Annotated in this window: 15 protein-coding genes; 12 read left to right on the top strand and 3 right to left on the bottom strand. The window is 40.7% G+C overall.

Going from position 1 to position 14,896, the window contains the following annotated elements:
* Window positions 1-23 precede the first annotated feature (23 nt).
* Together GOP56_RS06245 and GOP56_RS06240 are read right to left on the bottom strand one after the other, a co-directional pair.
* A complete protein-coding gene (locus GOP56_RS06245) occupies window positions 24-332 on the bottom strand; it encodes a hypothetical protein (RefSeq protein WP_003336102.1) in 309 nt (102 codons plus the stop codon).
* A gap of 17 nt (window positions 333-349) precedes the next feature.
* The gene (locus tag GOP56_RS06240; protein WP_003340394.1) at window positions 350-1,054 is read right to left on the bottom strand and encodes a SprT-like domain-containing protein; all 705 of its coding nucleotides are present in this window, start codon (window positions 1,052-1,054) and stop codon (window positions 350-352) included.
* 191 nt (window positions 1,055-1,245) lie between these two features.
* Here GOP56_RS06240 and GOP56_RS06235 point away from each other — a divergent pair, with 191 nt between their 5' ends.
* The 11 genes from GOP56_RS06235 to GOP56_RS06185 all read left to right on the top strand — a co-directional run bounded on the left by GOP56_RS06235 (window position 1,246) and on the right by GOP56_RS06185 (window position 10,651).
* The gene (locus GOP56_RS06235) at window positions 1,246-1,650 is read left to right on the top strand and encodes a DUF2203 domain-containing protein (protein ID WP_003336105.1); all 405 of its coding nucleotides are present in this window, start codon (window positions 1,246-1,248) and stop codon (window positions 1,648-1,650) included.
* 257 nt (window positions 1,651-1,907) lie between these two features.
* A complete protein-coding gene (locus GOP56_RS06230) occupies window positions 1,908-2,975 on the top strand; it encodes an ATP-binding protein (protein WP_163245052.1) in 1,068 nt (355 codons plus the stop codon).
* A 126-nt stretch (window positions 2,976-3,101) separates the two neighbouring features.
* Window positions 3,102-4,037 carry a S66 peptidase family protein gene (locus GOP56_RS06225; protein WP_163245050.1) on the top strand — a complete coding sequence of 312 codons (936 nt, stop codon included), beginning with the start codon at window positions 3,102-3,104 and terminating at the stop codon, window positions 4,035-4,037.
* A gap of 109 nt (window positions 4,038-4,146) precedes the next feature.
* Window positions 4,147-4,857, top strand: a complete 711-nt coding sequence (gene deoD / locus GOP56_RS06220) for a purine-nucleoside phosphorylase (RefSeq protein WP_003340388.1) — start codon at window positions 4,147-4,149, stop codon at window positions 4,855-4,857.
* 128 nt (window positions 4,858-4,985) lie between these two features.
* Window positions 4,986-5,165 (top strand): hypothetical protein, encoded by a 180-nt coding sequence (locus tag GOP56_RS06215; protein WP_099421465.1) that lies wholly within the window; start codon window positions 4,986-4,988, stop codon window positions 5,163-5,165.
* 409 nt (window positions 5,166-5,574) lie between these two features.
* Entirely contained in the window at window positions 5,575-5,808 is a 234-nt protein-coding gene (locus GOP56_RS06210; RefSeq protein ID WP_163245048.1) for a hypothetical protein, read from the top strand.
* 44 nt (window positions 5,809-5,852) lie between these two features.
* Complete coding sequence (locus GOP56_RS06205) at window positions 5,853-6,047, top strand: hypothetical protein (RefSeq protein WP_163245046.1); 195 nt, start codon at window positions 5,853-5,855, stop codon at window positions 6,045-6,047.
* A gap of 468 nt (window positions 6,048-6,515) precedes the next feature.
* Window positions 6,516-6,905 carry a VOC family protein gene (locus GOP56_RS06200; protein WP_163245043.1) on the top strand — a complete coding sequence of 130 codons (390 nt, stop codon included), beginning with the start codon at window positions 6,516-6,518 and terminating at the stop codon, window positions 6,903-6,905.
* Window positions 6,906-7,222: 317 nt separating this feature from the next.
* Window positions 7,223-8,392 (top strand): FAD-dependent monooxygenase, encoded by a 1,170-nt coding sequence (locus tag GOP56_RS06195; RefSeq protein ID WP_163245040.1) that lies wholly within the window; start codon window positions 7,223-7,225, stop codon window positions 8,390-8,392.
* Window positions 8,393-8,742: 350 nt separating this feature from the next.
* On the top strand, window positions 8,743-9,516 hold the full coding sequence (locus tag GOP56_RS06190; RefSeq protein ID WP_163245038.1) for a LolA family protein: 774 nt from the start codon (window positions 8,743-8,745) through the stop codon (window positions 9,514-9,516).
* A gap of 169 nt (window positions 9,517-9,685) precedes the next feature.
* Complete coding sequence (locus tag GOP56_RS06185) at window positions 9,686-10,651, top strand: YpdA family putative bacillithiol disulfide reductase (protein WP_163245036.1); 966 nt, start codon at window positions 9,686-9,688, stop codon at window positions 10,649-10,651.
* 90 nt (window positions 10,652-10,741) lie between these two features.
* Here GOP56_RS06185 and GOP56_RS06180 read toward each other — a convergent pair whose 3' ends face one another.
* On the bottom strand, window positions 10,742-12,127 hold the full coding sequence (locus GOP56_RS06180) for an MFS transporter (RefSeq protein ID WP_371807990.1): 1,386 nt from the start codon (window positions 12,125-12,127) through the stop codon (window positions 10,742-10,744).
* A 348-nt stretch (window positions 12,128-12,475) separates the two neighbouring features.
* Between GOP56_RS06180 and GOP56_RS06175 the strand changes: the two genes are divergently transcribed.
* Entirely contained in the window at window positions 12,476-14,872 is a 2,397-nt protein-coding gene (locus GOP56_RS06175) for an exo-beta-N-acetylmuramidase NamZ domain-containing protein (RefSeq protein WP_163246818.1), read from the top strand.
* Window positions 14,873-14,896 lie beyond the last annotated feature (24 nt).

Raw genomic sequence — 14,896 nt, 5'->3', positions numbered from 1 at the left:
GCTTGTAAGTAATCAATCAGATCTTAGCTTTTAGGTGCTGCTAGTCTTTCTATCTCCTCACTCACCACGAAAGCAAGATCATCATTTTCATACATGGATAGCATAGCAAGCAGTGTATCATTTTCAATCGTGCCGGCTTCTTCCTTGGGAACGGTCAACTCCATGATTTGGTCAAGCAATGGATTTTGACCTTGCTTGGGATACGCTCTCTGATATAGCTCATGTGGATCAAGTCCATGATTGATGCACCATTGTGCAAAAACTAGAATCATCATATGTTCATCATGCTGATATTGTCGGATAATCTGTTCCTCAATTTCTTTACGGCTCATTTTCCTTCTCCTTTACATTACACTTCTACTTGGACAAGACGTCCATCAGGCAAACGAATGACATACTCTTTGCATACGAGTGCCGCTTTACAGCAAGGGCTTTTATCTTTTTTACGCGCCTTTTTTAAAATGTCTGCCTTTCTGCCGCACTCAGAGCAGTATGTCTGAAATCCTTCCAGCATTTTAACCGCAAATAAGGGAGCTCCTATACGTTTACATTCGGCTACGAACTCTGGTGTTCCATCCGCAAAGGGCTTGTTTTGCAAGCACAGATGGTAATGAGCCAGCTCATGCTTGAGCGTGGCGATGACATGCTGGGCGCCAAATTGATTGTATTGCCACAGGCTTTGTACAATTTTAATAGGCTTTTGATAGGTTCGCTCAAATATAAAGCTTCCTGCAGCATCCTTTACTGATTTATCCCATTCGATAGGAATCTTACAAGGGCGGCCAAAATAATGAAGGCTTAATTGATTGCCAATTTGATACAATTCCGTGGAGGAAGAAGTATCAATTCTCCAAATAGCTCGCTCTTGAAAGCTATCAGAGAGTGATAACGTTTGTTGTTTTTCTTTTGTGAAACGTTTTATTTGCTGAATAAATTCATACACGTCCTGATAGGAGAGCTTCTCCAGCTCCAATTCACGTTTTGGGTCCACAACAAAAAGGTGGGCGTATAAATATTTTAACATGAGGGCAGTTGGTTTTTGTTTACTATTCATATCTCTATTGTAGCGAGAGAAAAACAAAGATGGCAAGAAAAAATCGCTAGATATAAAGACCAGGTATTTACAGTTCTTTGGATTACATTAGAAGACGTTTTCATGTAAAATGTTTAGAAGAAAAATGAATAATGTGATAAGTCTGTTGTTATTTATAAGTAAAATTATTACGTAGAAGGGAGAAAGTCTGTATGAGCAAGAAATACTTTAGTCTAGATGAAGCGAATCAATATATCCCGTTTCTAGAAAAAGAACTCCTCTTTTTACGAGATCAAAAGCGCGAAATTTCTGAGAAATATCACCGCTTGCAAATTGTCAAAAGTCATGTTGACCATATTGGGATTAATGACTTTGCCGATCATGAGGTTTTTGAATTAGAATGTCAGATAGAGTTTTTGCATATGGAATATTCCATGCATGCTGAAGCGATCGAAAGACATGGCATGAAGGTTAAAGAGATAGAGCTTGGGTTAGTGGATTTTCCGGCCATTCTAGATGGAGTAGAGGTATACCTCTGTTGGAAGCTAGGAGAGGGGAGTGTTAGCCACTATCATGGGATGGAAGAAGGCTTTCTCGGTAGAAGAAAAATCTCGTAGCTTCTACACATCTTCTTTTTCGCCTATGGCCAGAAGCATTTTTATAATACGAACGAACGAGGGATGAGCGGAGGTAAAATGCTTGTCCCTTTCTTTTATAGCTTTCGATTACGGTTCTTTTCATAGACACAAGACTAGCAATGTTTTTGCAGTTTAGAGAAAGCTGATTGCAAGAAAATGGATATACAGGGGCGAATGTAAGAGGAGGATGTTTTTTAGTAGACAATAAAGGATTGTAAAGCTGGAGAGGGAAAACAATGCAAACTGAGTTGGCCACGTTTTCATTTCTGATGAATCAAGTAAAAGACATTATCTTCTTGATAAAGGTAACGGCAGATCAGCAATTCGTTGTGTTACAGGTAAATGAAGCATTTTTAGAAGCTACTGGATATGAATATGATGAAGTTGTTGGAAAACCCATACAAGCCTCTTTCAAAGAAGAAGCAATGCTTTTTTCTGTGGATAAATGTTTTGAAGCCGTACAACAGCAATCTACGGTCGAATATGAAGAAAGTCTGAACGCTCCGCTTGGTACCTCTACTTACGAAATTGCCCTACATCCCATTCAGCATGCAAACTCAACTCAATTTGTAGTTGGGATAGTACGCAATATTACAGAACGTAAGCTTGTGGAAGAGAAGCAGAGTAAATCTGAGAAGCTATGGGTAGTTGGTCAGCTCTCAGCTGCCATTGCTCATGAATTACGTAATCCCTTAACTTCTTTAAAGGGTTTTCTTAAATTAATGGAGAAGCAAATGGAAAACAGAGATGAGAGGATACAAAAGTATCTGCAAATCATGGGAGGAGAATTCGAACGAATCGAGCAGATTGTTGATGGATTTATGCAGTTGTCTTTGCCTGAACCAATACAACGTGACTATCTATATCTTCCAAGTCTTGTAGAGGAAGCAATAGAGCTTTTTTATGAAGAAAATCAATCTCTGTTCCTAGATATCCACATTGAGTTTCATTTCTATGGAGAAATACCCTTGATTAGCTGCGATCGAGATTTAATGAAGCGAGTTTTACTGCACTTGTTCATGAATGCAGCCGAGTCAATGCCTGGTGGGGGAGATATTTTTCTGACAGTGTATGTAAACGAGCTAGAGGTATGCATAGCAATCGTGGATGAAGGTATCGGGATTGAAGAAGAACGCTTGCATCGATTAGGAGAACCCTTTTATTCGACGAAGGAAAAAGGAACAGGACTGGGACTTACTATGTGTTATCAAGTAGTGAAACAGCATCAGGGAAGAATCATGATTCATAGTCAGGAAAATGAAGGGACGATTGTCACTGTTGCCCTCCCCATTCATCCTTTCTAAAAATCTTTTTGGAGACACAGTTATTTTTCGGTAGGAAACGGGGATAAAAGGCCCGATACGGCTCATACGTATAGAAAATGAGTTTGAACAATAATAATTTCATCAGACATCTAGGGGGAGTCGTACATGAATAAAGGATGTACATTACGAGTTGGAGATTGCGTTGGATTAATAGCGCCGGCAAGTCCAGTTGAGGGGTATCGGGTAGAGAAGGCGATATGCGAGGTAGAAGCTATGGGATTGCGTGTTAAGGTAGGGCCTAGTAGCTATCGTTCCTTTGGTGGTTATTTAAGTGATACACCAGAAAATAGGGCTTGTGAGTTGGAAGCGATGTTTCGTGATCCTGAGGTGAGAGCGATTTGGTGTCTTCGAGGAGGCTATGGTACACCACAGCTTTTAGACTTATTGGATTACTCGATTATAGCAGAGAATCCGAAGCTATTTATTGGCTATAGTGATATTACAGCGTTGCATACGGCATTTATGCAGGAGGCTTGCTTAGCTACTCTGCATGGTCCCATGGCAGCAGTAGAACCGGTTAATGGCTTTGACCCCCTTTCCAAAGAGTACTTAGAACGGATATTCTTTTGCGCAGAGCCGTTGGGTGAAATCGTTAATCCACCTGGTATAGCTGCTCGTTGCCTTGTGCCAGGTACGGCTTCTGGCACTATAGTTGGCGGGAATCTTAGCTTAATTTGTACGACGCTAGGAACAGCATACGAGCTTGATACGACGGATAAAATATTATTTTTAGAAGATATAGATGAAGAGCCATATCAAGTGGATCGCATGTTAACTCAGTTAGCTTTAGCAGGTAAATTTTCCGATGCGAGCGCAATTATCTTAGGCTCCTGGGAGGCCTGTGCCACAAAAGAGGGGAAAGAAAGCTTTACGGTCGAGGAGGTTTTTGAAAGAATCATTGTTCCTTTTCAGAAACCTACGCTAGCTAATATGCAAATCGGTCACGATCCAACTAACCTCCCGTTACCCTTAGGCGTGAGAGGTACGGTTATCGCTCATGAAGGAATACTTTGTGTGGAGGAAAGTTTAACGATAGAATGAGGATTGTGATAATTTAGCTATGATATATAAGAAGGATAGGGTATAATACGAAAGGCGTCTCTTTTGATGCCCGTCCAACTATCTCTTACATAACTGGAGGGACACGAACATGAGTGTACATATCGAAGCTAAAGAAGGCCAAATTGCAGAATCTATCTTATTACCAGGTGACCCGTTGCGTGCCAAATACATTGCTGAAACATTCTTGGAAAACCCAGAGTGCTTTAATAATGTTCGCGGTATGCTAGGATTTACAGGTACTTATAAAGGAAAACGCGTGTCTGTTATGGGAACTGGAATGGGTGTACCATCTATTTCTATCTATGTTCATGAATTAATTAACTCTTATGGCGTGAAAAATTTGGTTCGCGTAGGCACATGCGGTGCGATCCAAAAAGACGTAAAGGTTAGAGATATTATCATTGCGATGTCTTCCTCTTCTGACTCTGCCGTAAACAAAGTGCGTTTTAACAATATCGATTATGCACCAACAGCTAACTTTGACTTGTTGAAAAAAGCATATGACGTAGCTACTGAACGTAACATGCCGACTAGGGTTGGTAACGTATTTACAAGTGATTCGTTCTACAATGATGATACAACTCGCTTGCCAAAATTGGCTGAATACGGCGTCCTAGCGGTTGAAATGGAAACAACTGCTCTGTACACAATCGCAGCTAAATTTGGTGCTCGCGCATTGTCTGTCCTTACGGTGAGTGATCATATTTTGACAGGTGAAGAAACAACAGCTATGGAGCGTCAAACCACCTTTAACCAAATGATTGAAGTTGCATTGGAAGCTATTATTGCAGAAGCGTAAGTAACTGCTTCTACTTGTCCTGCCTATGAATTAGGCGGGACAATTTTTTTATGGAAAAAGGTTTCAAACTTCATTAAAACGGTTACAAACAGGTTGTGGAGTTTAATTCAATAGGGAGATGGTCATTGTTGATAGCTCAATTATTAGAGCAAACCGAGCGTGCAGAGAAACAATTGGAACGTATTCGTCACAGGCTTTTAGGCATTCATCAACGACTGGATAGTACTGAAAACCGTTTGTCGAAGATTCGGAGTCAACTAGTAACCATCGACCGGCGTTTAACTAACATTCAAAAAGGCTGTAGTTAACTTATTCAAATTCCACAAAATGAAGCCTTATCTTCCAAAGAGATAGGGCTTTCTACTTTTATGGAGCGAATCCGAAGCAAGTATGGGATGAGCCTTGAAGGATTGCACATGTTCAGCAGGAGAAATACACATGATTAATGTGTTGGCTTTGGGCTAGAATCGAGAGTGGATCAGCCTTTGGTAAAAATACTAGAAATAAAATAGCCATGATCCGTTTAAGCTGCTTTAGATGGCTTTGGATTTTATAGGGACCTAGAAGTTGGGTCTTTTTTTGTGCAGGAAAAAGGCTCACGGCTTGTATGCTTGTACGGTTCCAAAGAAATGACCTTTAAATATATTACTAGTATATGGAAAACATTTGTAAATTTTTTATTGTCAGTATTATTTTGTTATAGAGAGGAGTTATAAAATGGGACTTTGTCGATTTTTTTGGAGATTTTTTGGTGGCAATCCTTATATTCCTCCTTTGAGAAATGCATGCAACAGGTTCCACAATGTAGATACGAATATTACAACAACAGCAGGTGAAATTGTTGTTTTTGTAGTAGAAGTAGGAAGCGATTTTATGAGAGGGATTGATGCAAACAATCATATTGTGCTGGTACCCTATTCAGCAGTGTTAGCGGTTCGAGTAGCTGACTAACGAAAACAATGAAAAATATTCTCTTGTAAGAGAGGGGTACAGCCATGTTTAGAAAAGAACTAGAAGAATATATAGGCTTTGAGGTACAGATTCATGTGCTACAGCGGATTATTTATGGCATCCTGCGAGAGGTGACGAATGCTACGGTAACGGTCAGGATACTAAATGGTCCTGATTATAGTGAGTACGAGGATGTAGAAGTACCTATGTTAAATATTTCTTACGTAACCATTCCCTAGCTCTTGAAACACATTCAACATCACATGCCTTTCGTATCAGAGCGATTGGTGCCATCGTATAGAAGCTGTTTTTATCTTGGCAGTATAAAAGATGCAGGGCAATATAAAGCTGGAAACACTCGCGCAGTTGGCGGGTGTTTTTTTAGATCGGAAAAATCTTGCCGAACCAATTTATCGAGGCGTGATTTCAAATAACCTTGTCCATCATTTCAAAACACAAAAGTGAGCTTCGCAACCAAAAGCCACAACATGCAGGAAAGGTATTGTTTTGGATGTTTTTAAACAAAAATATCTGAAAAGTATAATATGTATTGATTTTATAAATATTTTTATTTACAATGTCTGTAAGTCATCTGTTGGGATTTTTTTCAAAAAATTATAAATTTACCAAATGAAAAGGAGGATCGCGTATAATCTGCTCTTTTTAGTAACAAATGAAAGGGTAAATACATGAGGGAGGGAATTAGTATGAAGAACTGGGTCCAAGTAAGAATAGCAAGACCAACGGATAAATATGAAGAGGTTATCAGCTTTTATGAAACAGGTCTAGGGCTAAAACGGATTGGGAGCTTTGAAAACCATGAAGGTTATGATGGGATCATGTTTGGCTTACCTGATGCAGAATATCATTTAGAATTTACCAGACATGTGAATGGAAGTCCTTGCCCAGCTCCAACCAAAGACAATCTGCTGGTATTTTACATGCCTGATATAAATGAAATTCAGAAAATTACCACTAGATTGCACTCAATGGGCTATGACCCAGTTGAGCCAGAGAATCCTTATTGGAAAGAAAAAGGAACTACTATAGAAGATCCTGATGGATGGAGAATTGTATTCATGAATGCGGCGGAGTAAGAGATTTTAGATAAAGACACCTTGATTTCAACTTCCCCCAACAGTAACAACGAAGCATTCAACCACTAACAGCGATGAACAACAAGATGTTCAACTTTTTCATACTTGGCATTCCGCGGGTGCCTGCATACTGCCTATGCTTTGTAGAATTAGGCAAGCCTGTTAGAAACATATGTTTCAACAGGCTTTTTTTATAAAAACATGCTCTGATGCTGAATTTTCTAGCTACATACAAAGGAACTCTCGCCATCAATCTTTTATGTGACAAGAATAAATGATAATGATTTTCAATAATGTATAGAGGAGGTGAATGACCCTTGAAAATTTTAATTTCAGGAAGTGGGATTGCTGGGTTAACATTGGCTAATTGTCTTTTATCTTATGGCCATCAACCTGTTGTGATTGAGAAAGCTAGTTCGTTCCGATCGATAGGCTCGGTCATTAGTTTACGCGGTGATGCCCTTTTTGTTTTAAGTAAACTAGGCTTACTAGAGCAGGTGAAAAAATGTGGGGTTGTAATAGAGACACGGCGTTTTGTTCAGGCAGATGGAAGTGAACTGCGCAATATCGACTTCAGAAAGTTTCATATACAACAAGGTGGCTCAATTGGGATACATCGTTTTTCTCTGCATAACATCCTCTATGAAGCTATTAAAAACCAAATTGATGTTAGATTTAATACAACAATCCAGTCTCTCACACAAAACGAAGAAAGCGTTCGGGTTTGTTTTCAGGATGGAAAGGAAGAATCCTTTGATTACGTATTTGGGGCGGATGGCATCCATTCACAAACGAGGAATGTACTGATGGGCAATCAATTTGAAGAACAGTTGGATGTCGGATTTTCCGTATTTACGATCCCTAAGCCTGAGATCTTCATCAAAAACTTGGATACAAACCAAACACTAGAGTCATTAATGCCAGGTTATTATGTCCAATGCGGTATGGATGCGGACTATATTTGGGGAATGTTTATCTACAAGCAAAAATATCGCGAACAACTGAAAGATGTAAACAACAAGGAATTTTTACTAGCGTTATGCAAAGACATTACGTGGGGCGTTCGGGACATTATTGAACAAATTGATCATCCCTCTACCATCTTTCAGGATACAATGACTCTCATCAAGCTATCAAAATGGAGCGAGGGACGAATCGTGTTAGTTGGAGATGCCGCCCATGCTATGACATTTATGTCGGGAACCGGCGGTGGAAAATCAATGCTAGGCGCCTATCATTTAGTTGAAGAATTAATGAATTGCTCTACACATCATGAAGCATTTCAAAATTATGAATCCTATTTAAAACAAGCCGTTCAGAAAACACAGAAAAAGTCAATCAAAGCAGCTCATTTCTCCTCATCGGACAATCAGATAATGGTCTACTTTAAGAAAGCACTTCTTAAATATTTCCCCACTTTTCTTATGAATGCTGTGTTAAAAAATCTCTTCATCGTAAAGCCGCAGAATACCAAAAATACGTTGTAAAATTGGGTTGATATAGAGCCGATGTGCCGATCCCTACAACCTACAAATTCTGAAGAATGGAAGCATTTTTATCAGCCGCTCGGGACAGGCTGAATAAGAAATTAGAGGAGCAGACCTACAGAAGGTATCATTTCTGTAGGATTTTTCTACTGGCAAAAAGGGAATAAAAAAGTTTTCGAGTCATGTAACATTTCTCAAATCTCTCCGTCAAAGCTTATGAAACAAGCAAAAATAAATGGCTACATACAAGCTGAAGGGCTAATAGAGTAGCAATCTAGTATTGTTTTGACTATGAATTAACAAAAATAACAAAATGATTTTTGTTTTTATAATAGGGGAGGATTTTTCAAATGAAAAAGAAAATGATCGCAGTGGTTTTAGTAGGAGCAACACTTGTAGCAACAGGAGCGTATGCACAAGAAGCTGTATATGATAAATATGTGAAGACCAATGTTTACGATGCAACGGGTAAAGTGATTGGGCAGACGAGAGCAGGTAGTGAATCCCTACCAGAGGTGAAAAATAGTAAACTCACAATGGATCAGGTATATGAAGAGTTATTAAAAAAAATGGAAATGGTTCCGCTATATAAAGAAATAACTGTGAAACGTGAGCAACAAGGAAAGGTCGTTACTTCCACAGCGAAGGAATGGTATAGTCCGCTAGACAGAGGATATCGGATTGAGGAGAAAGATCATACAGGGGTTGTCACTTATAGTGTATTCAATGGTACATCCTCACTTAGCTATCGCGAAGGGACGAAATCTGCTAGTGAAATTACGGCTGCACCTGATCAAAAAGTGGTAAATAACGATGTTTTTTATCTTCGTGAATTAAAAAATAACCACAAACTGCAATTTCTAGGCGAAGAAACCATTAACAATCGTGCAACCTATCATATCATGGCAATCCCTACTCAGAAGGATGATCTTCAAGTAGAGTTGTGGATGGACATAGATACAGGTGTTGCTATGAAGTCAATCACAACTGTTTTTGGCTTACAAGGGATCACTGAAGTAACCAAATTAGATTTTTATCCTGCGTTTACAAAGGAATTATTTACCCTTACTTTACCATCTGACGTAAAGGTGTATAAGGATATACAATTTGCCCCGCAAAAATAACCCATAGATTTCAAGAAACCCTTGAGTGTCTCCTAGTGTAAGGCGGTGCTTGGGGGTTTTTCTTTTCCAGAAATACACTTGCAAAGCACATTCTTTCGTTTACATGACTTATAATAAAAGAAACAAGAAAAAAGAGAGGCATGGATTTAACTGGAAGGAGAGTTCATCTATGGAGGAAATCATCATTATTGGAGCTGGCCCATGCGGCTTGTCAGCGGCTGTAGCATTAAAAAAACGCGGAATCGATCCGCTCGTGCTGGATAAAGGAAGCTTGGTACATTCTATCTATCGGTATCCTACCTATATGATATTTCATAGTACGCCAGAGTTATTGGAAATTGGGCAGGTTCCCTTCACGACTCCGAATGAGAAACCAACCCGCTTAGAGGCCCTTCATTACTATCGGATGGTTGCTAAGAGGTATGATATTCGCGTGCAGACCTTTGAAGTGGTGGGAAGGATCGAACAAGTTGACAAGCATTTCGTTGTATCTAGCACGGATCGTTTTGGTACCGCTAAGCAATATGAAACAAAGCGTGTTGTGATTGCTACGGGTTATTTTGATAATCCTAACCGTCTAGGTATTCCAGGGGAAGAACTGCCAAAAGTAAACTCGTTTTATACGGAGGCACATCCTTATGCAGGAATGCAAGTGGCTATTGTAGGTGGTAATAACTCTGCGGTGGATGCAGCGATGGATTTAGAGCGGGCGGGAGCTCACGTCACGGTGATCTGTCGTGGCGAGAAGCTTTCTTCTCGTGTGAAAGCATGGACTCGTCCTATTTTTGAGGGCTTGTGTGAAAAAGGTCGTATCAAGGTGTACTATTCTTCCGAAATCCAAGAGATTACGGATAGAATGGTGATTATAAAAAATCCTGAGGGGATTACGGAGATTCCGAATGATTTTGTCTTTAGCCTAATTGGTTATCGACCTGACCGTCAGCTACTACAAAGCCTAGAAGTAGAGCTGGATCAAGAAACCGGAGCGCCGATATTTAATCCAACTACGATGGAGACGAATGTTCCCGGTGTATTTGTTGCAGGAGTGATTGTCTCTTCTGCGCACGCCAATGAAATTTTTATTGAAAACGGCAGGTTCCATGGCGAAGTGCTTGCTAAGAGCTTGACTACATAATGGATGAAGGATCGTTATTAATATTCCTCTAGCTGTTGTAATAGCAAATGAGCCGATATCCTTTGGTAGGATATCGGCTCATTAGTCATGCTAAAATCGTTCCTTTCGTTTGTAAGTCCATGTGTATATTGCGACTCCAAGCATAATAGCAACGATTAAAACGAGCGATACATTGCTATATAAAAAAGCAGTAGGAACAGACAGAGTAGGAAGTATAGGAAAATCAAGTACGTGCTTCGATAACAGACCGCCCACAATCGCTACCCCAATTCCTTCTGATAAAAAGCACGAAAGGTTAAGCATTCCCATTCCCGCACCAGCTTCCTCAGATGCGAGTGTGTCTGCAACGCTGGAGGAGATCACGGTTTTAACAAATGAGAGGCCTCCAAAAGTCATGATCAGCATAATGGATGTTATCCACGGTGACTTCTCTACGAACAATGAAATAACGAGGAAGCTTAGCACAATCAAAAAGGCTCCAAGGTACATGACAAACGTATTTCCTCTTTTGTCCACAAGACTTCCGCCCATAATACCGAAGAAAATAACGCTGAGTGTACCGGGAAACAGGATGCCGCCACCGATCATTCCTGTTGACAAATGATAGACATCCCTCATCATATAAGGAACCATTGAAATGAAGCCAGCAACCGTTCCTAATAAGATGCTTCCTGCCAAAACACCCATTACAAACATTCGATTTTGAAACAGAGCAGGCTCAATAAATGGTTGTTTTGCACGACGGATATACAGAGAAAATATCAGCAGCACGACAAGGCTGAATAGTAAATAGAACCAGTTATCTCCCGTTGCATATAAGGTAAACAATACAATCCCAATGGAAAGCAATGCTGCTCCAAATATGTCGACTTTTCCCTTGCGAGCGGGCTCGTTTGGTAGCACTCGTATAAAGAACGGGAGAGAGATCAGTGTGATAATGGGTAGAACAAATAGGAGGGACCAGTGGAAATGATGTGAAATGATTCCACCGATAGCAGGCCCAATTCCCTCACCAAAGGCAACCATTGATCCGATCATACCAAAAGCCTTGCCCCGGCTTTCTGCATTGATATACTTTGCCACAATTACCATGAAGATAGCTGGTACCGCAGATGCTCCAGCCCCTTGAATAGCACGAGCAACAAGAACAGCAGGAAAATAAGCTTGTGCAAGGATACCAAAGAGTGAACCCCCACTGTAAATCAAAAGGCCAATCACAAGTAATTTCTTAACCCCATAGGTATCAGATATTTTGCCATATACGGCAGATCCGATAGCAAAAGCGATCATGAAGCTTGTATTGATCCAGTTTACATAAGCGGGCTGTAAACCATATTGCTGGGCAATATCAGGGAGCGATACATTAAACACGGTCTCATTAAAAACGCTAAAAAAAGCAAGAAAGCTAAGCCACAGGAGTATTGTTTTTACGTTCTGAAAAGAGTGGCTTGGTCGATCAGCTTCTAAGTCAGCCATTGCGTTGCTTCTTATTTCTCTTCCATCTTTTTTCACTAATAGATGCCCCTTCCCTAAGTAAAGGGGAATCGCGCAGGTTACAGGGCAATTAATGCGTTTTCCCCTTGAATGTTTTGCGCCCGAATTATTCCTGTGTACTTCATACAAACGCCTCCTAAAAGATATATGCAAGATTATATCACAGCTAATTTTTGAATTGTCTTACTTTATTACATTTATCTAAAGAGTACCAAGGTCTTATTCGCTATCGTTCCTTCATTTAGATGCGCTTTTCATCTAATTTTTGTCATTTATTTTAGCCGTGAGGGCAGACTACAAGGCGAGGTGATGGAAGTGGGTAGCCAAAACATGCGAGCTTTACGTCTTCAGGGCAGAAGTATCGGTGTGCTCGCTTGCTTGCTTTTGTGGGTCAGCTTCTTTCAAGGGAGCTCCTCTATCTTAGCTGATGAAACAAAGGAAAAGCATGTCCTTGCTGGGATTGATGTTCTTTTATCACATCCTGAGCTGTTACATGGTAAGAAGATTGGACTTATCACGAATCAGACTGGAGTCACTAAGGATTTGGTTACTGATTTGGACGCCTTACAGCAAAAAGGTCTAAACGTAGTTGCCCTTTATGGTCCAGAGCATGGAATATGGGGGGTAAAGCAGGATGGAGAGCCAACTGTTTTTCCTTCTGTATCGCCACAGGTAAAACAACATTCCATTCCAGTATTTGAGCTATATCAAAAGAAACCGGAACAGATTGCGACGCTATTTGTTGGCACGGATATTCTTTTGTTTGATCTACAGGATGTGGGTGTACGCTATTATACTTATGCTTCTACATTGGCTTATGTATTGGAGGCTGCTAAATTAGCTGATAAGCCGGTCATGGTGCTAGATCGTCCCAATCCCTTAGGCGGGGTTAGGATAGAGGGACCTCTACTGGAGAAGGAGTGGAGCTCATTTATCGGAATGATGCCTATTCCTTTGCGCCATGCAATGACGATGGGGGAACTTGCACTCTTTTATAATGAAGAAGTTATGCCTAACAAGCGTGGAGGAAAGGCAGACCTACGAGTAATTCGAATGCAAGGCTGGAAACGAGAAATGACTTGGGATCAAACTGGATTGTTATGGGTAGCTCCTTCTCCTAATCTACCCACAGTAGAGTCTGCTTGGTTATATGCTGCTACAGGATTGCTAGAAGGAACCAATCTTTCAGAGGGAAGAGGGACTACTCATCCATTCGAATGGGTTGGTGCACCTTTTATTCATGCTCATCGCTTGCGTACAGATCTTGTTGGGGCACATCTTCCTGGGATAGCAATTCGTGAAGCACATATGGAACCAATGTACGGTAAATATAAGGGACAAGCCATTCATGGTGTGCAATTGTATGTAACAGATCGAACAGCTTATCATAGCACCTTGACGGGGCTCACCTTGCTGCAGCTTATTAAAAAGCGTTATCCCCAGCATTTTAAATGGAGAGACGACGGCTGGATTCATTATATGGCAGGTACTCGCTCCTTGCAGGAAGCAGTTGATCAGCAAAGCCAAACCTTACAAGCCCATAATCCCCAGCAGATGATTCAAAAATGGAGGGCAACTCTACAACCATTTGTAAAGGTGCGTCAAAAATATCTGCTGTATCGTGAACGTGGATCAGGGAAACGTGGTGAGGGAATGCGTGATGAAGTGAATCAGGCGATCGAACAGGCCATTGAAGACAAGATTATCCCGGGTGCCGTCGTAGCCATTGTTACAAGAGGAAAAAGAAAAATAGAGCAAGCCTATGGACATGCCTATCTATATCAAAACAAAGCTGGCAAATTAGCAGAAATGCCGATCAAAATGACGGAAACACATTTATTTGACATCGCTTCTCTGACAAAACTATTCACAGCTGTGGCCATTATGCAATTAGCAGAAAAACAAATGTTGCAGCTAGATAAGCCAGTAGCTGCCTATCTTCCCACTTTTGCGTGTAAGGGAAAGCAGGATATTACGATTCGGCAGCTTTTGACTCATACCTCTGGATTTGCTCCTACTATGCGGTTGTACAGAATACCGGGTGACCGTGAGCAAAGGATGAAGGCTGTACTCATGCTTGGTCTTAAAAATCATCCCGGCGAAAAAATGGTGTATAGTGATCTCAATTATATTGTACTGGGGTATCTGATTGAACAGCTAACAGGGAAACGGCTGGATCAATATATGCAAGAGAATTTATTTCAACCATTGGGAATGAAGCACACAGGATTTTGTCCAAAAGTACATAGGCAGAAAATCGTAGCCACTGAACAGCAACCTTGGACAAAGCGCGACATCATTTGGGGCAGCGTTCATGATGAAAAGGCTTGGGCCTTAGATGGCGTGGCTGGACATGCTGGATTGTTTAGCAATGCAGATGATCTAGTACGATTTGCTACGATGATTCTTCACAATGGAAAAACAAGGGGAAAACGGATACTTAAGGCTGAGAGTGTACAGGAAATGCTCGTGAATCAATTATCAGACACTTGCCCGAAACAAATGGGGCTTGGATTTGAGCGGAATCAAGCCTGGTACATGGGGCATGGTTTTGTCACGCCTAGCGTGGGACATACTGGATTTACGGGCACTTCATTGTTAATCAATCAACAACAACAGTCAATCGTGATGTTATTAACGAATCGAGTGCATCCGACCAGAGAAAAACCTTCCCTTAATGCGTTGCGCCAAAAAATTGCTACCTTGGCTGCAATAGAAGGGGAGTAATCAACATGTGACGGAGGCTTATGT

The sequence above is a fragment of the Brevibacillus sp. 7WMA2 genome (assembly GCF_010748895.1).
GTDB classification, from domain to species: Bacteria; Bacillota; Bacilli; order Brevibacillales; family Brevibacillaceae; genus Brevibacillus_B; species Brevibacillus_B halotolerans.
The sequence above is the reverse complement of the archived record's forward strand: the minus strand, read 5'-3'. Positions and strand labels throughout refer to the sequence as shown.